Origin of the sequence: Nocardia sp. NPDC051833 (genome assembly GCF_040681225.1) — a bacterium.
Classification (GTDB): Bacteria; Actinomycetota; Actinomycetes; order Mycobacteriales; family Mycobacteriaceae; genus Nocardia.
In genome coordinates this window covers 2677427-2694687 of record NZ_JBFAYK010000001.1, presented here as the reverse complement: position 1 = coordinate 2694687, position 17261 = coordinate 2677427, and the positions used below count along the sequence as shown (strand labels likewise).

Annotated in this window: 15 protein-coding genes and 1 tRNA gene; 13 read left to right on the top strand and 3 right to left on the bottom strand. The window is 69.8% G+C overall.

Annotation, left to right across the window (positions count from 1 at the left end; all coding sequences use genetic code 11):
* Positions 1-132: 132 nt before the first annotated feature.
* Positions 133-1017 (top strand): hypothetical protein, encoded by an 885-nt coding sequence (locus AB0L91_RS12190; protein WP_365009384.1) that lies wholly within the window; start codon positions 133-135, stop codon positions 1015-1017.
* The gene (locus AB0L91_RS12185; RefSeq protein ID WP_365009382.1) at positions 1014-2090 is read left to right on the top strand and encodes a DUF4129 domain-containing protein; all 1077 of its coding nucleotides are present in this window, start codon (positions 1014-1016) and stop codon (positions 2088-2090) included. Before AB0L91_RS12190 ends, AB0L91_RS12185 begins: the two co-directional genes overlap by 4 nt.
* A gap of 95 nt (positions 2091-2185) precedes the next feature.
* Here AB0L91_RS12185 and AB0L91_RS12180 read toward each other — a convergent pair whose 3' ends face one another.
* Positions 2186-3295, bottom strand: a complete 1110-nt coding sequence (locus AB0L91_RS12180) for an RNA-guided endonuclease TnpB family protein (RefSeq protein WP_365009381.1) — start codon at positions 3293-3295, stop codon at positions 2186-2188.
* Between the two features lie 89 nt (positions 3296-3384).
* Between AB0L91_RS12180 and AB0L91_RS12175 the strand changes: the two genes are divergently transcribed.
* Together AB0L91_RS12175 and AB0L91_RS12170 are read left to right on the top strand one after the other, a co-directional pair.
* Complete coding sequence (locus AB0L91_RS12175) at positions 3385-4371, top strand: AAA family ATPase (protein ID WP_365009380.1); 987 nt, start codon at positions 3385-3387, stop codon at positions 4369-4371.
* Positions 4372-4375: 4 nt separating this feature from the next.
* The gene (locus AB0L91_RS12170) at positions 4376-5671 is read left to right on the top strand and encodes a DUF58 domain-containing protein (RefSeq protein WP_365009378.1); all 1296 of its coding nucleotides are present in this window, start codon (positions 4376-4378) and stop codon (positions 5669-5671) included.
* 78 nt (positions 5672-5749) lie between these two features.
* On the opposite strand, the gene AB0L91_RS12165 is transcribed toward AB0L91_RS12170, so the two are convergent.
* Positions 5750-6496 (bottom strand): RDD family protein, encoded by a 747-nt coding sequence (locus AB0L91_RS12165; protein WP_357341832.1) that lies wholly within the window; start codon positions 6494-6496, stop codon positions 5750-5752.
* 18 nt (positions 6497-6514) lie between these two features.
* Here AB0L91_RS12165 and AB0L91_RS12160 point away from each other — a divergent pair, with 18 nt between their 5' ends.
* From AB0L91_RS12160 to AB0L91_RS12145, 4 genes are all read left to right on the top strand, one after another.
* On the top strand, positions 6515-7549 hold the full coding sequence (locus tag AB0L91_RS12160) for a stage II sporulation protein M (protein WP_365009376.1): 1035 nt from the start codon (positions 6515-6517) through the stop codon (positions 7547-7549).
* A gap of 829 nt (positions 7550-8378) precedes the next feature.
* The gene (locus AB0L91_RS12155; RefSeq protein WP_357341834.1) at positions 8379-9002 is read left to right on the top strand and encodes a methyltransferase domain-containing protein; all 624 of its coding nucleotides are present in this window, start codon (positions 8379-8381) and stop codon (positions 9000-9002) included.
* Positions 9003-9080: 78 nt separating this feature from the next.
* Complete coding sequence (locus AB0L91_RS12150; protein WP_365009374.1) at positions 9081-9929, top strand: alpha/beta fold hydrolase; 849 nt, start codon at positions 9081-9083, stop codon at positions 9927-9929.
* Positions 9926-10462, top strand: a complete 537-nt coding sequence (locus tag AB0L91_RS12145) for a TetR/AcrR family transcriptional regulator (RefSeq protein WP_365009371.1) — start codon at positions 9926-9928, stop codon at positions 10460-10462. The genes AB0L91_RS12150 and AB0L91_RS12145 overlap by 4 nt, the downstream gene beginning before the upstream one ends.
* A gap of 56 nt (positions 10463-10518) precedes the next feature.
* Here the strand turns inward: AB0L91_RS12145 and AB0L91_RS12140 are convergent.
* Positions 10519-10604, bottom strand: a tRNA-Leu gene (locus AB0L91_RS12140).
* Between the two features lie 219 nt (positions 10605-10823).
* Here AB0L91_RS12140 and AB0L91_RS12135 point away from each other — a divergent pair.
* The 5 genes from AB0L91_RS12135 to AB0L91_RS12115 all read left to right on the top strand — a co-directional run bounded on the left by AB0L91_RS12135 (position 10824) and on the right by AB0L91_RS12115 (position 17261).
* A complete protein-coding gene (locus tag AB0L91_RS12135; RefSeq protein ID WP_355275388.1) occupies positions 10824-12236 on the top strand; it encodes a DUF3662 and FHA domain-containing protein in 1413 nt (470 codons plus the stop codon).
* Between the two features lie 168 nt (positions 12237-12404).
* Entirely contained in the window at positions 12405-12881 is a 477-nt protein-coding gene (locus AB0L91_RS12130) for an FHA domain-containing protein (protein WP_355275386.1), read from the top strand.
* Positions 12878-14326 (top strand): protein phosphatase 2C domain-containing protein, encoded by a 1449-nt coding sequence (locus AB0L91_RS12125; protein ID WP_365009368.1) that lies wholly within the window; start codon positions 12878-12880, stop codon positions 14324-14326. Before AB0L91_RS12130 ends, AB0L91_RS12125 begins: the two co-directional genes overlap by 4 nt.
* Positions 14326-15798 carry an FtsW/RodA/SpoVE family cell cycle protein gene (locus AB0L91_RS12120; protein ID WP_365009366.1) on the top strand — a complete coding sequence of 491 codons (1473 nt, stop codon included), beginning with the start codon at positions 14326-14328 and terminating at the stop codon, positions 15796-15798. The genes AB0L91_RS12125 and AB0L91_RS12120 overlap by 1 nt, the downstream gene beginning before the upstream one ends.
* Positions 15795-17261: a penicillin-binding protein 2 gene (locus tag AB0L91_RS12115; RefSeq protein WP_365009364.1), complete on the top strand. Its 1467-nt coding sequence runs from the start codon at positions 15795-15797 to the stop codon at positions 17259-17261. Before AB0L91_RS12120 ends, AB0L91_RS12115 begins: the two co-directional genes overlap by 4 nt.

The following is a 17261-nucleotide window of genomic DNA, read 5'->3' as shown; positions in this document are numbered from 1 at the left end:
GGGGCCCTCCCGCCCGACCGGGGGCGGGGGCGACCCCTACCTCCCCCCCCCCCGGGGCCCGCCCCCCCCGGGACAGGAGGGGCCGCGACTCGAGCGCGCCAGCGCTCCAAAAACACAGCTAGACTCGCCGACGTGCGTCCCGCCGTCGAAGCGGTCGGCGCCGTCGGGGCGGGAATCGATCCGGCACCGGCGTCCGCGCCGACGCCGCCCTCTCCGCCGACGGTACCGATCCGGCCCCTGCGTTTCCGCGAACTGCTCGACGAGCCGTTCGCCCTGATCCAGGCCCATATCCGGGCGCTGGCGGCGCTCGGCGGGAGCGTGCTCGTGCTGGCCGTGCTCGGCGTGCTCGGGGTGACCGGCCTGGTCTCGCATCTGACCGACGGCTCCGACGCGGGCACGGCGTGGGCCGCGATCCTCGGTTCGGCGGCGTTCATCTGGCTGTCGCGCCTGGTGTTGCGCGGCGCGACGGTCGCGATCGCGCTCGCCGATTTCGGCGGGGTGCGCTACGGCGCGCTCGCCGGGGTGCGGGCGGCCGCGCGGCGGGCCGGTCCGCTGGTGCTCGCGCAGATCATGTTCTCGCTCACCGGCATCGGCGTGCTACTCGTCGGCAGTCTGCTGATCATCACCTACCCGCTGGCGCTGCTCTGGTTGTCGCAGGTGCGGGCGCGGCGGTTCGTCACCGAGCCGGTGATCGTCGGCGAGCACGCCGGATTCGGCGCGGCGGTCGCCCGGTCGAAGGAGCTGGTGCAGGGCGCGGATTGGACGGTGGCGGGCCTGTGGCTCACCCAGCGGGTCATCTTCGCCGTCCTCGCGGTGCCCGCGTTCGGTGTGCCGTTCTATCTGTCCGACTTCTCCGGCACGCATCGCTGGGCCTTCATCACGCTGCTGGTCGGCGGTCTGCTGCTGGTGGTGACGGTCGGCGAGATCGTCGAGGCGACCAGCCGGGCCGTCTGCTACATCGACCGGCGGTGCGCTCGCGAGGGCATGGACATTCGGATTCCGGGTGAGACCCGGTGACCGGCAATCCCTTTCCCGGGCCCGACCAGGGCACCCCGCCGCTCGTGCCACCACCGCACGGCGCGCCGGCGCCGCCACGTCTCGGTGCCGCCGCCGAGCATCGCGCCGCCGCCGAGCAGGCCGCGCATCGCCGTGACTACGACAGCGCGCTGCGGGAACGCTTCCGCGCCGTCCTGCGCGCCCTCGAACAGGGCGGCACCCTGCCGGTCCGCCGCTCGCGCACCGCGCAGGAGACCGCCGACGACGCGACCACCGCGCTCCCGCTGGAACAGTCCACCGAATTGCACCCGGCGGCGCGCAGTTTCGACGAGGTCGTCTACGGCGGCCGCGCCGCCACCGAGGACGAGTACCGCAGGCTCGAATACGCCGACCGGTACTCCCGGTCCGCGCCCCCGCCGGTCGCCGAACCGGTCGAAGTCGAGGTCGTCGAGCGCGCGCCCAAGCGCCGCAGGCAGCTGCCGCCGCTGCCCGCGCTGCTGCGCAGTCCCAAGTTCTGGGCGACGGTCGCCGCCGTGCTGGCGCTGGGCCTACTGCTGTACGCGACGCTGCAATCGTGCGGCGCGCCCGACGCGCCGCCGCCACCCGAGATCCCCGACCTGCCGGAACCACCCGATCCGCCCGATGATCCGGACTACGACCCCGACTTCGGCGCGGGCAAGGACTCGATCTTCACCAGCCTGCCCGCCTGGCTGGCCTTCGGCGGCTTGCAGTTGCTGATCGCCTTCGGCGTGCTGCTGTGGTGGCGCGGACGCAGGCGCGGCGCGCTCGTCGGCGAACCGCGCCCGGTCGAGGTCGCCGCGAACGAACTGCTCGCGGGCCAGGCAGGCCTGTACCGTCGCTCCGGCGACGTCGAGCACGTGGCCGGGACCTTGCGCACCGCGACGCTGCGCCGGATCCGCCCCCGCCTCGGCGCCCGTGACCTGACCGACGACCAGCTCGTCGGCGCAGCGGCGGCCCGCCTCGGCGCGCCCGCCCAGCAGATCGGCACCGTCTTATTCGGCCCGGTACCGGACGAGACAACCCTGTATTACGTTGCCGCACACCTCGAATGGATCGAGACGGAGCTCGGTTGACATCTCCCCGTCCTGACAGACGAGCATTCCTGCTTCACCATCAGCTGCCGGAAAGGAGAACTCCCTTGCGGACTTACACCGACTCCACAGGCGTTTCACCTCTCTGCCAGCCCGGCAGCGAGGATGTTTCGAGCCGCGTTCACATCCCGGTCATGGACCACACCGCAACGGCGGCACGTCCACGCCCGAACGTTCAGCGACAGGTTGTCGCCCAGCGCACCGCAGTGCGAACACACCCGGGTCGACGGATACCAGCGATCCACCACCAGCACCTCGCGGCCGTACCAGTCGGCCTTGTACTCGAGCATGGTGCGCAATTGCCGCCAGCTCGCATCCGAGATCGCACGGGCGAGCGTGTGGTTGGCGACCATGTTGCGTACCGTCAAGTCCTCGATGGCGACCGCTTGGTTCTCGCGAATCAGCCTCGTGGACAGTTTGTGCAGAAAATCGGTACGCCGGTCGGAGATCCGCGCGTGGATGCGGGCCACCTTCCGCCGAGCCTTCTCCCGATTGCTCGACCCCAGCACTTTTCGGGCCAAGTCACGTTGCGCCTTGGCCAGCTTGCGTCGGTCGACGCGCTCGTAGCGCGGATTGGCGATCTTCTCCCCGGTCGACAGCGCGGCCAGCGAGCTGAGGCCGACGTCCACACCGATCGTGTTCGGCGTGGACGGCAGCGGGGCGATCGTTTCCTCGACGAGGATCGACACGAACCACCGGTCGGCACTGTCACGGGACACCGTCACCGTCGACGGCACCGCAGCCTCGGGCAGCGGCCGCGACCAGCGAATGTCGAGTGGCTCGGTCATCTTCGCCAGCGTGAGTCGCCCATCGCGCCACCGGAACCCGGACCGGGTGTACTCAGCCGACGCTCGCGAGCGCTTACGCGACTTGAGGCGAGGGTAACGGGCCCGCTTGGCGAAGAACGCCGCGAAGGCGGCCTGCTGATGCCGCAACGTCTGCTGCAACGGCACCGACGACACCTCGTTGAGGAACGCGAGATCCGCGGATTTCTTCCACCCGGTCAACTCGGCGGAAGCCTGCACGTACGTCGTGGACTTCGACTCCGTGGCATAGCGCCGCTGCCGGGCATCGAGTGCCTTGTTCCACACCAGACGAACGCATCCGAACGTGCGCGACAACTCCGCGGCCTGCTCGGGCGAAGGGTAACAGCGGAACTTGTACGCCCGCTTCACCACCTTCGCCATTGCTCACACAATACTGTGCACGTATGTGAAGAAAGGGGGATGGCGCTACCTCCCGGCCTCGACGAGCGGGTATCCGCGCCGGACAACCGATGACCGACAACACTGTTCTGCAGAAATCGCCGAGCGCGGCCGAGGCCGGTGCGGCGCTGGCCGCCCTGCGCACCGAGATCGGCAAGGCCGTGGTCGGCAACGACCAGGCCGTGCTGTACCTGGTGCTCGCGCTGCTGTGCCGTGGCCACGTGCTGCTGGAAGGCGTGCCGGGCGTGGCGAAGACGCTGCTCGTGCGGGCGCTGGCCACCTCGCTGGCGCTCGACCACGCCCGGGTGCAGTTCACGCCCGATCTGATGCCGGGCGATGTCACCGGTTCGCAGATCTACGACCCGCATTCGGCCGAGTTCACCTTCCGGCAGGGCCCGGTGTTCACCAACCTGCTGCTGGCCGACGAGATCAACCGCACCCCGCCGAAGACGCAGTCCTCGCTGCTGGAATCGATGGAGGAGCGCCAGGTCTCGGTGGACGGTCAGCCGCGGCCGCTGCCGGATCCGTTCGTCGTCGTCGCGACCCAGAACCCGATCGAGCAGGAGGGCACCTACCCGCTGCCCGAGGCGCAGCTCGACCGGTTCCTGTTCAAGGTCGACATCCGGCTGCCCGATCGCGACGACGAGTTCCGCATCCTGCAGCGGCACGCGAGCGGCTTCGATCCGCGTGATCTCGGCGCCGCGGGGCTGCGTCCGGTGGCCGGTCCCGAGCACATCGCGGCCGCGCGCGCCGCGATCGCGCAGGTGACGGTGAGTCCCGAGGTGCTGGCCTACATCGTCGACCTGTGCCGCGCCACGCGCAGCTCCCCCGCCGTCGCGCACGGCGCCTCCACCCGTGGCGCGACCGCGCTGCTGGCGGCGGCGCGGGCACTGGCCTGGCTGAACGGCCGCGGCTACGTGACGCCCGACGACGTGAAGACCGTGGCGGTCGCGGTGCTGCGGCACCGGCTGCAGTTGCGGCCCGAGGCCGAGCTGGACGGGGTGAGCACCGAGGGCGTGCTCTCGTCGTTGCTGGTCTCGGTGCCGGTTCCGGTGTAGCGGCGTGGTCGTCACAGGCCGGTTCGCGCTGCTCGCGGCGATCGCGGGCGCGCTGGTGATGTTCCTGATCCCGTCATGGGTCGGCGTGGTCGGCGCGAGCGCGGCGCTGCTCGCGCTCGCCGTGTTCGACATCGCCCTCACCGCGCGGGCCGACACGCTCACCCTCACCCGCGATCCGCTGACGGTGGTGCGGCTCGGCCGGGCCACCGAGGTGGAACTCGTCGTCACCAATACCGGCACGGCCACCGTGCGCGGGATGCTGTGGGACGCCTGGCCCGACAGCGCGCGGGCCGAGTACCGCACCCACCGGCTCGACCTCGCGCCGCGCACCCGCATCCGGCTGCGCACCGGGCTCACCCCCACCTATCGCGGTGATCGGGTGGCCGGTCCCGTCACGGTGCGGCTGCTCGGTCCGCTCGTGCTGGCGGGCAGGCAGTCGCGCGTCGAGGTACCGGCCAGGGTGCGCGCGCTGCCGCCGTTCCGCAGCGAGCGGCTGCTGCGGTCGAAGGTGAAGCGGCTGCACCATCTCGAAGGCCGCAATGTCGCGAACACCCGCGGGCAGGGCACCGAGTTCGACTCCTTCCGCGAGTACGTGGCCGGCGACGATGTGCGCAGCATCGACTGGCGCGCCACCGCCCGCGCCGCCGACGTTCTCGTGCGCACCTGGCGGCCCGAACGCAATCGGCACGTGCTGATGGTGCTCGACACCGGCCGGGCCAGTGCGGGCCGCGTCGGCGACGGCACGCGCCTGGATTCCTCGATCGAGGCCGCACTGCTGCTCGGTGGGCTGGCCGCGGCCGCGGGCGACACCGTCGACCTGCTCGCCTACGACCGGACGGTGCGGGCCGAGGTGACCGGCGCGGGCGGGCATCAGCTGCCGCTGAAACTTATGCACACCCTCGCCGGAGTGACACCGCGGCTTGTGGATACCGACACCACCGGCCTGGTGCGGACGGTGATCGCCCGGGTCCGCAGGCGGGCGCTCATCGTGTGGTTCACCAGCCTGGACGGTCCGACGGTCACCGAGCACCTGCTGCCCGCGTTGCCCACCCTCACCAAGCGGCACCGGGTCCTGATCGTCTCGGTCACCGACCCGGACATCGCCGCGGCCGCCCGTGACCGCTCCACCGCGGACGCGGTCTACACGGCGGCGGCCGCCGAAACCGTGCTGGCCGAGCGGGCGCTCGTGCAGGAATCGCTGCGCAGGCGCGGGGTCGCGGTGGTCGCCGCCGCGCCCGATCAGCTGCCGGAAGCGCTCGCCGACGAGTACCTGGAGCTGAAGCAGTCCGGCTCCCTGTGAGTTGTGGACAACCGAGTTGTCCACCGGTACTCACAGGTCATCCACCGATCGACCAACACGTTGTGCACAGGGCACTGCTCAGCCGCGCGAAACCTGCTGTCGCCGAGCCAGAACCGCGCCGAGGACGTGGTACGGCGGGTATCCCGTCGGCACCGGGCGCCGCACGGCGGCGCAGACCGCCGTCACCAGCTGGGTGCCCAGGTGGTGCTGCGCGGCCGGGGTGAGCGTGCGCAACCTGGTCAGATACTGGCGGACCGCACCGGCCAGCTCGTCGGACAGGCCGCTCGGGTCGAGTTGCGCCGCCCAGCCGCTCAGCCACGGCGGCGCCACGGCGAGCGCGGGCATCGGCAGGTTCTGGCGGGTGTGCACAACCACCGTCCCGGCGAGCACGTCGCCCACCCGCCTGGCGTCGCGCGAGCACAGTGAGCAGATCACCGCGACCGCGCCGAACGCGCCGAGCATCCAGAAATCCACGATCGCCCCGGCCAGCCCGCGGGTCAGCGCGTGCCGGAAATCGATCGGCCCGGCGTCGGCGCGCACCACACGCAGGCCGAACGCCAGCTTGCCGATGGAGCGCCCGCGCGAGATCGTCTCGCTGCACACCGGGTAGACCATCAGCACCGTCACGAGGGTGACCACGAAGGTGACGTCGTACCAGGCCGAGTCGGCGTCGGCCGCGATCAGCACCATCACCCCGCCGTAGGCGAGCACGAACGCGAGGGTGAGCTGGATGACCAGGTCGAGCAGGAAAGCGCCCGCACGGCTGGGGATGCGCGCGATCGGGAGCTCGAGCGCGACCGCTTCGCCGGTGGTGAATTCCGCCATGTGGCTAGCATTCCCGATATGGACACCGATGCCTACAGCTGGGCGCATCAACGGTCGTGGCATCGGCTGGATCAGCTGGTCCGCCAGCGCAAGCTGTCCGGCGCGGAGGCCGACGAACTCGTCCGGTTGTACCGGGCGGCTTCGCAACAGCTTGCGAAGATCCAGGGCAGGCCGGCCGATCCCGACCTGGTCGCCGGGCTCAGCGCGCTGCTCGCGCGGGCCAGGGGGCGGGTGCTGGCGGCCCGGTCGCAGCCGTGGCGCGAGGTCGGCCGGTTCTTCACCCGGCACTTTCCCGCGGCTGTGTATCGCGCGTGGCCGTGGTGGGTGGGGGTGACCGCGATCTTCCTCGCCGTCGCCGCGGTGATCGCGGTGCTTGTGGACAACTCCGCGGCGGCCCGCAAGGCCCTGGGGATACCCGAGGGCGATATCGATATCGTCACCGGACCTGGGGGAACGTTCGAGACCTACTACACCGAGCACCCCAACGACGCCTTCGCCGCCCAGGTGTGGACCCACAACTCGCTGGTGTCGGCGATCGCGTTGTTCACCGGCGTGCTGATCCTGCCCGCTGTGTACGCCCTGTTCATGAACGCGCTGAATCTGGGGATAACCGGTGGATTGATGTCCGACGCGGGCCGCCTCGAATCGTTCTTCGGCTTCATCCTCCCGCACGGCACGCTGGAGCTGACGGCGCTGTTCATCGCGGGCGGCGTGGGGTTGAAGCTGGGCTGGACGCTGGTCGACCCCGGCCGCCGCAGCCGCGCGGCCGCGATGGCGAGGCAGGGCAAGGTGACCGCGACGGTCGCGCTCGGCCTGGTGGCGGTCCTGCTGGTGTGCGGCCTGCTGGAAGGCTTCGTGACCCCGAGTCCGCTGCCCGCGCCGGTGCGGATCGCCTTCGGGTTCGCGGCCGAGGCGGCGTTCCTGTTCTACGTGTTCGGGATCGGGCGCCGGGTGGCCGACGAGCAGGACGCCGCGGCCGCGACGCCCGCCGCCCTGCCCGACCCCGCCGATCGCTGGCTGGCACCGACCGCAAAGTCGCTGGACCGGGCCTGAACTCGCATCTGCACGTGCATTTGAACGGCAGGCAACTCTGAGCACACCCCGCCGAAACGGCGCCGGACAATCGGCAGCTACGCGAGGTTACGAGATGGTGTCGAACTCCCCCATTTGAGTTCCGCTGGCCGCAGCGAGTCGGGCTCGAGCTGCGGCCAGCGTTACCGTCAACTGTACACAATCGTTATGCCCATGCAACCCCCAACGCGCAGGTCGGGCGTACTGATTGCGAACCAGCAAACATCTGTGAAGGCACCGATTTTCACAGTCTCAGCTAACTTCCGGCGCCACCTCACAGCGACCCCAACGCACACTGAGAATTCACCTGCGGCAAACCTTCGACAACGAGTCACCCACCCGATGCCACCGCACCGAGTGAATATTCCCGGCGGTTGCCGATGATCATGCGAACCCGCCCGCATAGCCGATCACCTGCGGATACGGCAACAGAATTTCGATTGCCTGACGCGAATCGCATTAAAAGAGACTCCAAGTTTGTTTACAGGGCTGCAAACAAGATCAGCACCTAGCAATCGAGCGGTAGCACCTGTCACGAGGCCGTAATTTGGACAAATGACCGGTTGCGAACCGGGCGCGGAACACCCCGAAATCAGCCGACGAACACCCCCGGATACCGCCCGCTCAGGGCAGTGTGATCTTCGCCTCACCAGGGCCGTCGGCGGTGGTCAACCCGATCCGGACGACCTCGGTGCCATGCCATGGAGCAGCGCCGCCGTGGGCGCCGGATCGAGCGGAACACGGTCGGGGTCCCGCGGTGGCTCGAACAAGCGCGCGGAAGATGTCAGCGCTCACGCCTACGATGAGCCGCATGCCCGGGGTCAAGGATCGCCTGCTCACGACCATCGCCGATCAGCTCGGTAATCCGCACGGAATGCTCGGCAAGGGCGTCGCTTTCGTTCTCAATCGGGGAAACCGGCGCGCCATCGCCGAGGCGGTCGCCGCGACGGGCGCGGACCGGGGCGCGACGGTCGCCGATATCGGCTTCGGCGGCGGTGTCGGGCTGACGCTGCTGCTCGACCGGGTTGGCCCCGACGGTGTGGTGCACGGCATCGAGCCCTCGGCGGACATGCTCGCCCGCGCCCGCTCCGCCGCGGACCCCAGGCTCGTCCTCGCCGAGGGCACCCTCGCCGCGCTGCCGCTGCCCGACGCGAGCCTGGACGCCGCGATCACCGTCAATACCCTCTATTTCCTCGACGATCTGCCCGCCGCCTGTGCCGAGCTGGCCCGCGTCCTGCGACCGGGCGGCGCGGCGGTGGTCGGCATCGGCGATCCCGACGCGATGGCCAAGATGCCGTTCACGCCTTATGGATTCACCCTGCGGCCCGTCGCCGAGGTGGTCGCGGCGCTGTCCGGCGCCGGCCTGACGGTCGAGCAGCGGACGCTGCCGAACCCACCGATTCCGCATCATCTGCTGATCGCCCGCAAGGGCTGATTCCCCGCCGCATGGCGAACGGCGATCGCGGCCGTCCGAAGCCTTGACCGACCGGTCGGTCATAGCTACCGTCGGTTCATGGGGCCTGCCGAGACACTGACCGTTCCCACTCCGTTCGGCGACATCGCGGTGCATCTGCGCGGCCGGTCGGCCGGGGCGGCGCCGGGATTGCTCCTGCTGCACGCGAATCCGGGCGATCACCGCGACTTCGACGAGATCGTGCCCGCGCTGGCACCCGACTGGGCGATCGCGGCCGTCGACTGGCCCGGCTCGGGCGCGTCGACCGTGCGGGACCCGGAGCTCATCACCATCGACGCGCTGGCCGAGGTGAGCGTGCTGGTCGCCACGGCGCTGTCCGCGCGCGGCTTCGGCGCGCTCACGGTCATCGGCAACAGCGCGGGCGGATACGCCGCGGTGCGGCTGGCCGAGCGCGCGCCGGACCTCGTACGCGGGCTCGTACTCGTGCAACCGGCCGGGTTCGCGCCGCTGAACTTCGTCACCAGGGGCTACTTCCATCTCGTCGCGAGCCGCGCGGTGGCGGGCCGGTATGTCGTGCCGAACGCGCGGATGTATCTGGGTCCGCTCGACCGCGGCGGGGTGCGGGCCATCTTCGATCGGGCAGTGGCTGTGCCCGGAGATCCGGTGCGGCTGGCCGTATATCGCAGTCTCTGGCGCAGTTTCGACGATCCGCGCTTCGATCTGCCCTCGACGGGGCCATTGCTGGCCGGTGTACCGGTGCAGGTGGTGTGGGGGCGCAACGATCCGACGAATCCGTGGCTGCTGAACCGCCGCGGCGTCGCTGTCGCCCTGCCGCACGCCGCGGTGTCGGTGCTCGCCACCCGGCACGAACCGTTCGCCGAGGCGCCCGCTCTCTTCCTCGACACGGTGCGGGACTTCCTGACCGCCTGTGCTGGAGTGGAATCATGAGATCGGCCGAGCCGGGACGCCGCGCGCTGCTGGCGGCGGGCCGCAGCCTGCTGTCCACCGAGGACCTGACCAAACTGTCGGTCAACGCGATCGCCGCCAGGGCGAACATGGCCAAGGGCAGTTTCTATCAGCACTGGCCCAGCCGCGAGGCCTACTTCGTCGCCCTGCACCGCGCCTTCCACGACCACCTCGACGACCTGGTCACCACCGCCATCGCCGACCTCCCACCCGGCGAGCCCCGCCTCACCGAGGGCATCACCGCCTACCTCGACGGCTGCCTGGCCGACCCGGCCACCAAGGGCCTGCTCGTCCAGGCCCGCACCGACGCCGGCCTGGCCCCCGAGGTCGCCACCCGCAACGCCACCGCCGCCGCCCTCGTCACCGCCGACCTCACCGCCATGGGCTGGGACGACCCCACCCCCATCGCCACCCTCCTGGTCGCCGCCATCGCCGAAACCGCCCTCCAGGAACTGGCCACCACCACCCCGTCCCCACCCCTGCGCGAAGCCCTCCTCCGCCTCGTCCGCCGCTGACGAATTCCCCGGAAAAACGACTTGAGGCCCGATCCGGATGGATCGAGCCTCTAGTCTGGTGGGCGAAGGGGGACTTGAACCCCCACGTCCTTACGGACACTGGCACCTGAAGCCAGCGCGTCTGCCATTCCGCCACTCGCCCGAGCGACTGGAAAAATCTAACATGCCTCGCCGCTGAAAATAAAATCGACCCTCTGACCTGCGGCGATGCGAGCGGATTCGGCTCGGGAACCGGGGCGGTTCGCCGGGAGTTACAGGGTTGGAGGATCGTGGATATCATGCAAGGAACGTGGTCGGGTCCGGACACGCCGTAACCAGCGTGTCGACCTGGTCGGACACGCGCACCGAAGGGAGGGCTGTGATGGGCATCGTGTCGAGATTCGAGCGTCGCCTGCAGGGCGCCGTCGGTGATGTGTTCGCGAGGGCGTTCGGCGGCAGCGTCGTTCCCCAGGAGGTGGAGGCCGCGCTGCAGCGCGAAGCCGCAGATCAGATCCAGGATCTGGGCGGTGGGCACAAGCTCGCGCCGAACAGTTACGTGATCACGATCAACGAATCCGATCACGGAAAACTCGACGCCGATCACGACCTCACGACCAAGGCGTTCGCCAAACATCTGCAGGATTACATCCGCGAGCAGGGCTGGCAGACCTACGGCGAAGTACACGTGGCGTTCGAGGCATCACCTACGCTGCACACCGGAATGTTCAGAGCGAGCGGCCGCGTCGACCCCGACGCCGGTCGCGGGACCGCCCCACCTCGCCCCGAACCGCCACAACGACCCGCACACCCGCAACCAGGAGCTGGCCCCATGACGCACAACTCAGGCTACGAGCCGAGCCGAGAGCCCGCGGAGTCCGATCCACGCAATCGCGGGTACGCGCCGCCGCCCGCCGGCCGAGGTGCGGCTCCCGGCGGTGCCTACCCCGACGAGTACGGCCAGCAGGGCGGCTACGGCGCCCAGCCGGGCTACGGCGACGCCGCGTACGGCCAGCAGGGTGGCGAGTACCAGAACGGGTACGACAACGCGGGCGGTCAGGGTGGCTACGGCCAGCAGGGCGGCTACGGCGCCCAGCCCGGATACGGCGAGCAGGGCTACGACCAGCAGGGCGGGTACGGCCAGCAGGCCTACAGCCAGCAGGGCGGGTACGGGCAGCAGGGCTACGCCGAGCCCGGTTACGACCAGCAGGGCGGCTACGGCCAGCAGGGCTACGACCAGCAAGGCGGCTACGGCCAGCAGGGTGGGTACGGCCAGCAGGGGTACGCCGAGCCCGGTTACGACCAGCAGGGCGGCTACGGCCAGAACGGTTACGCCGACCAGGGTTACGGCCAGCAGGGCTACGCCGAGCCGCAGCAGGGTTACGGCCAGCAGGGCGGCTACGGCCAGGAAGAGCAGCAGGGCTACGGCCAGCAGGGTGGCTACGGCGCCCAGCCGCAGGGCTATGGCCAGGCACCCGCCGCCGGTGCCGGTTACGGCGCCGCGCAGTCCAGCTACTCGGCCACCCTCCAGCTCGACGACGGCAGCGGCCGCACGTACCAGCTCCGCGAGGGCAGCAACATCATCGGCCGCGGCCAGGACGCGCACTTCCGGCTGCCCGACACCGGTGTGTCGCGCCGCCACATCGAGGTGCGCTGGGACGGACAGACCGCGATGCTCTCGGATCTGGGTTCCACCAACGGAACCCTGGTCAACGGCTCGCCCGTACAGGATTGGCAGCTCGCCGACGGCGACGTCATCCGGGCCGGACATTCGGAGATCCTGATCCGGATCGTCTGATCCCGTAAGCTGCGCGGTGCAGGTCACGAGTCGACGCCGTCGGCCCTATGATGCTGCCATCACACGCACGGCCCCGACCTCGGGGCCCGCAAGCCAGCACGCTGGTGGGGGTGGTTCGCCCCGCACCTGCCGTACCGACGTACCCGGGCGAACAGGAGGTGGAACGCCGTGCAGGGATTGATCCTGCAATTGACCCGCGCGGGGTTCCTGCTGCTGCTCTGGTTGTTCGTCTGGGCCGTTCTGCGGACCTTGCGCAGCGATATCTACGCGGCATCCGGCATCCGGATTCAGCCGAGACCCGCACGCGGTGCGCGCGGGTCCATCGGGCTGCCTTCCTTCAGCCGAGGCCAGAAGGGCGCCAAGTATCTAGTGGTGACTCATGGTTCACTCGCCGGCACTCGAATCACGCTCGGCACGCAGCCGGTCCTCATCGGCCGTGCCGACGATTCGACGCTGGTACTCACCGACGACTACGCCTCGACCAGGCACGCGCGACTCTCTCAGCGTGGTGACGACTGGTACGTGGAGGACCTCGGCTCCACCAACGGCACTTATCTCGACCGCGCGAAAGTCACCACCGCCGTCCGTGTTCCGCTCGGTACTCCTGTCCGGGTCGGCAAAACTGTGATCGAGCTGCGATCGTGACACTTGTTCTGCGCTACACAGCGCGAAGCGACCGCGGACTCGTCCGGGGCAACAACGAGGATTCGGTCTACGCGGGCGCACGCCTGCTGGCCCTCGCCGACGGCATGGGTGGCCACGCCGCCGGTGAAGTCGCCTCCCAGTTGATGATCGCCGCGCTGGCGCATCTAGACGACGACGAGCCGGGCCAGGACATCCTCGGCAAGCTCGATCGCGCAACGCGTTCCGGCAACGCGGCCATCGCCGACCACGTCGAGGCCGAACCCGAACTCGACGGCATGGGCACCACGCTCACCGCCATCCTGTTCGCGGGCGGCAAGCTCGGCATGGTGCACATCGGCGACTCGCGCGCGTACCTGTTGCGCGAGGGGGAACTCGCCCAGATCACCCGCGACGACACGTTCGTGCAGTCGCTGGTCGACGAGGGCCGGATCACCGCCGAGCAGGCGCACACCCACCCGCAGCGTTCGCTGATCATGCGCGCCCTCACCGGCAACGAGATCGAGCCGACGCTGATCATGCGCGAAGCCCGCGCCGGTGACCGGTATCTGCTGTGCTCCGACGGACTTTCGGACGTGGTGAGCGACGAGACCATCGGCAACACCATGCGCGAAGGCAATACCGACGAGTGCGCCGACCGGCTCATCGAATTGGCGTTGCGCAGTGGTGGTCCCGACAACGTCACCGTCGTCGTGGCCGACGTGATCGACCTCGACTACGGCCAGAGCCACCCGATCGTCGCGGGCGCCGCCTCCACCGAGGAGGAGGAAGACACCCCGCCGCCGAACACCGCCGCGGGCCGGGCCGCCGCGATGCGCCCGCCGCGCGCCCAGCCGCGCCGGGCCGCCGCCGCGCCCCCGCCGCCGGAGCCGAAGTCGCACAAGCTGCGCTGGCTGCTGCTCTCGCTGGCGCTGATCGCCGCGGTCGCCGTCGGACTCGTGGTCGGCTACAAGATGATTCGCAGCAACTACTACGTGGGCGCCGACAACGATCAGGTGGTCGTGATGCGCGGCCTGCCCGGTTCGATCCTCGGCTACTCGATCCACGATGTGGAGCTCACCGGCTGCGTCAACAGCAAGGGCGAGCTGACGCTGGTCGAGGCCGGCGAGTCCGCGCCGGCCGGCTGCAAGAAGCTGATGGTCAGCGATCTCAAGCAGACCGGCCGCGATCAGGTCCAGAAGGGCCTGCCGCCGGATTCGCTGGACAAGGCGCGCGACAGCATGAAGCTGCTGCAGAAGGAACTGCTGCCGCCCTGCCCGAAGAAGGAATCGGTGCCCCAGCCCGGCGTGCTGCCCACCGAGCAGCCGCCGGTGACCCCCGGTGGCGCACCGACGCCCGGCCCCGATCAGCCCGCGGCGCCGACCACCACCACGCCTGCCCCGACCACCACGACCGTGCCCCCGACAACTCCGCAGATCTCAGGGGAGAACTGCCGGGTGACGGACTGATGTCCGCTCCGGCACCGCCGTCGGCTGGGGCTTTCCCCAGCCCCCCTGGCGGATTCGCGCCAGCACCACCCCCGTCGACGCGACGCAACCAGGAGTTGCTGCTGCTGGCGGGGGCGGCGGGGATCACGACGGTGTCGTTGTTCATCGTCGAGGCGAGCCAGGAACAGTCGATCACCTGGGACATCGCCAAGTACGGACTGGCCTTTCTCGCGCTGTTCGGCATCGCGCATCTGGCCGTGCGGCGGTTCGCGCCGTTCGCCGACCCACTGCTGCTACCGATCGTGGCGCTGCTCAACGGTTTGGGGCTGGTGCTGATCCACCGGCTCGACCTCGCGGACGCGCAGAAGGCCGCGTACGACTCGAGCCCCATTCCCTCCCCCGATGCCAACCAGCAGATCATGTGGACCGGCCTGGGCATCGTGGTGTTCATCACCCTGCTCATCGTCTTGCGGGACTACCGCACGCTCGCGCGCTACACCTACACCCTAGGCCTGGTCGGCCTGCTCGCGCTGGCGATTCCGGCACTGCTGCCCAGCCGGTTCTCCGAAGTCAACGGCGCCAAGATCTGGATCCGGCTGCCCGGATTCAGCGTGCAGCCGGGCGAATTCGCGAAGATCCTGCTGATCGTGTTCTTCGCCGGCATCCTGGTGGCCAAGCGCGATCTGTTCACCGCGGCGGGCAAGCACTTCCTCGGCATGGAGTTCCCGCGCCCGCGCGATATGGGCCCGGTCCTGATCGTCTGGATCGTCTGCATCGGCGTGCTCGTCCTGGAGAAGGACCTGGGCACCTCGCTGCTCATCTTCGGCACCGTGCTGGTGATGATCTACATCGCCACCGAGCGGGTGGGCTGGCTGATCATCGGCGGCGGCCTGCTCGTGCTCGGCTTCGTCTTCGCCTACCAGCTCTTCGGGCACGTGCGGGTGCGCGTCGACACCTGGCTGCACCCGTTCGACGACTACCACAACACCGGCTACCAGATCTCGCAGTCGCTGTTCGGTTTCGCGACCGGCGGGCTGGCCGGCACCGGGCTCGGCAGCGGCCGCCCCAACCAGGTGCCCTTCGCCAAGACCGACTTCATCGTCACCACGATCGGTGAGGAGCTCGGCCTGATCGGGCTCACCGCGGTGCTGATGCTGTTCCTGATCTTCATCGTGCGCGGGCTGCGGACCGCGCTGGCCGTGCGCGACAGCTTCGGCAAGCTGCTCGCGGCCGGGCTCTCGTTCACGATCGCGATCCAGATCTTCGTCGTCGTCGGCGGTGTCACCAAGCTGATCCCGCTGACCGGCCTGACCACGCCGTTCATCTCCTACGGCGGTTCGTCGCTGCTGGCGAACTACGCGTTGCTCGGGCTGCTGATCAAGATCTCCGATGCCGCCCGCGCGCCCGCACCGGTGCGCAAGCGCGGCCCGGCGCCGATCGCCGAGGCGCCGACCGAGATGTTCCGCAGGTCGGAAGGCAGGGCGAGCGAATGAACACTCCACTACGTCGCGTCGCCGTCGCCGTGATGGTGATGGTGGTCGCGCTGCTCGTGAACGCCACCTACCTCCAGGTGGTCAAGGCCGACGATCTGCGCAGCGATCCGCGCAACTCGCGCGTGCTGCTCGACGAGTACTCGCGCCAGCGCGGGCAGATCTCCGCGGGCGGCACCGTGCTCGCGAGCTCGGTCGCCACCGACGACCGGTACAAGTACCTGCGCCAGTACCCGAGCACCCCGCCCGCGTACGCGCCGGTCACCGGCTTCTACTCGATGCAGTACGGCAAGACCGGACTCGAACTGGCCGAGGACCCGCTGCTGTCGGGCAACGACTCGAGCCTGTTCGGCCGCAGGCTCGTCGACATGTTCGCCGGGCGCGATCCGCGCGGCGGCAATGTGCTCACCACGCTCAACCCGATGATGCAGCAGGTCGCCTACGACCAGATGACCTCGAAGGGCTACACCGGCGCGGTGGTCGCGATCGAGCCGAGCACCGGCAAGATCCTCACGATGGTCTCGACCCCCAGCTACGACCCCAACGAGCTGTCGGGCCACGACGGCGCCGCGGGCCGGGCTGCGTGGGAGCGGCTCAGCACCGATCCGAGCCAGCCGATGCTCAATCGCGCCGTCTCGCAGACCTACCCGCCGGGCTCGACCTTCAAGACCATCGTCACCGCGGCCGCGCTGTCCAACGGCGTCGCCGGTCCCGACGACCAGTTCACCGCGGCGCCCAACATCACCCTGCCCGGCACCAGCACCACGCTGGAGAACTACGGCGGCAGCACCTGTGGTGACGGGCCGACCGCGAGCCTCTACGACGCGTTCCGCCGCTCCTGCAACACCGCGTTCGTCGAGCTCGGCGTGAAGGTCGGCGCGAGCGCGCTCAAGGACGAGGCCGCCGCGTTCGGCATCGGCCCGCATCGCGGGGTGCCGATCCCGGTGGCGGAGTCGACCGTCGGCCCGATCCCGGACAACGCGGCGCTCGGGCAGTCCAGCATCGGTCAGCGCGATGTCGCGGTGACCCCGCTCGACATCGCGGTGGTCGCGGCGACGATCGCCAACGGCGGCACCAGGATGCAGCCGTACCTGGTCGATCAGACCCAGGCGCCGGACCTGTCGGAGCTCAGCAAGACCAAGCCCGTCTCGGTCGGACAAGCGGTGAGTCCCCAGGTAGCGTCGACCCTGACGAATCTGATGGTCGCCTCGGAGGCCAATACCGCGGGCGGTGGCCGGTCGCCGTACCAGATCGCGTCCAAGACCGGAACGGCCGAACACGGCAGCAATCCCCGTAACACCCCGCCACACGCCTGGTATATGGCCTTCGCGCCCGCCCAGAACCCGAAGATCGCCATCGCGGTGATCGTCGAGAACGGCGGCGACCGGGCGCTCCAGGCCACCGGCGGCTCGGTGGCGGCACCGATCGCCAGGTCGGTGCTGGACGCGGGTCTGGCAGGGGGCTGA

Excerpts from the sequence above, each read along its gene's own strand:
- AB0L91_RS12180 (WP_365009381.1), bottom strand. The coding sequence starts at position 3,295 with ATGGCGAAGGTGGTGAAGCGGGCGTACAAGTTCCGCTGTTACCCTTCG.
- AB0L91_RS12175 (WP_365009380.1), top strand. The coding sequence starts at position 3,385 with ATGACCGACAACACTGTTCTGCAGAAATCGCCGAGCGCGGCCGAGGCC.
- AB0L91_RS12165 (WP_357341832.1), bottom strand. The coding sequence starts at position 6,496 with ATGGCGGAATTCACCACCGGCGAAGCGGTCGCGCTCGAGCTCCCGATC.
- AB0L91_RS12160 (WP_365009376.1), top strand. The coding sequence starts at position 6,515 with ATGGACACCGATGCCTACAGCTGGGCGCATCAACGGTCGTGGCATCGG.
- AB0L91_RS12155 (WP_357341834.1), top strand. The coding sequence starts at position 8,379 with ATGCCCGGGGTCAAGGATCGCCTGCTCACGACCATCGCCGATCAGCTC.
- AB0L91_RS12150 (WP_365009374.1), top strand. The coding sequence starts at position 9,081 with ATGGGGCCTGCCGAGACACTGACCGTTCCCACTCCGTTCGGCGACATC.
- AB0L91_RS12145 (WP_365009371.1), top strand. The coding sequence starts at position 9,926 with ATGAGATCGGCCGAGCCGGGACGCCGCGCGCTGCTGGCGGCGGGCCGC.
- AB0L91_RS12135 (WP_355275388.1), top strand. The coding sequence starts at position 10,824 with ATGGGCATCGTGTCGAGATTCGAGCGTCGCCTGCAGGGCGCCGTCGGT.
- AB0L91_RS12120 (WP_365009366.1), top strand. The coding sequence starts at position 14,326 with ATGTCCGCTCCGGCACCGCCGTCGGCTGGGGCTTTCCCCAGCCCCCCT.
- AB0L91_RS12115 (WP_365009364.1), top strand. The coding sequence starts at position 15,795 with ATGAACACTCCACTACGTCGCGTCGCCGTCGCCGTGATGGTGATGGTG.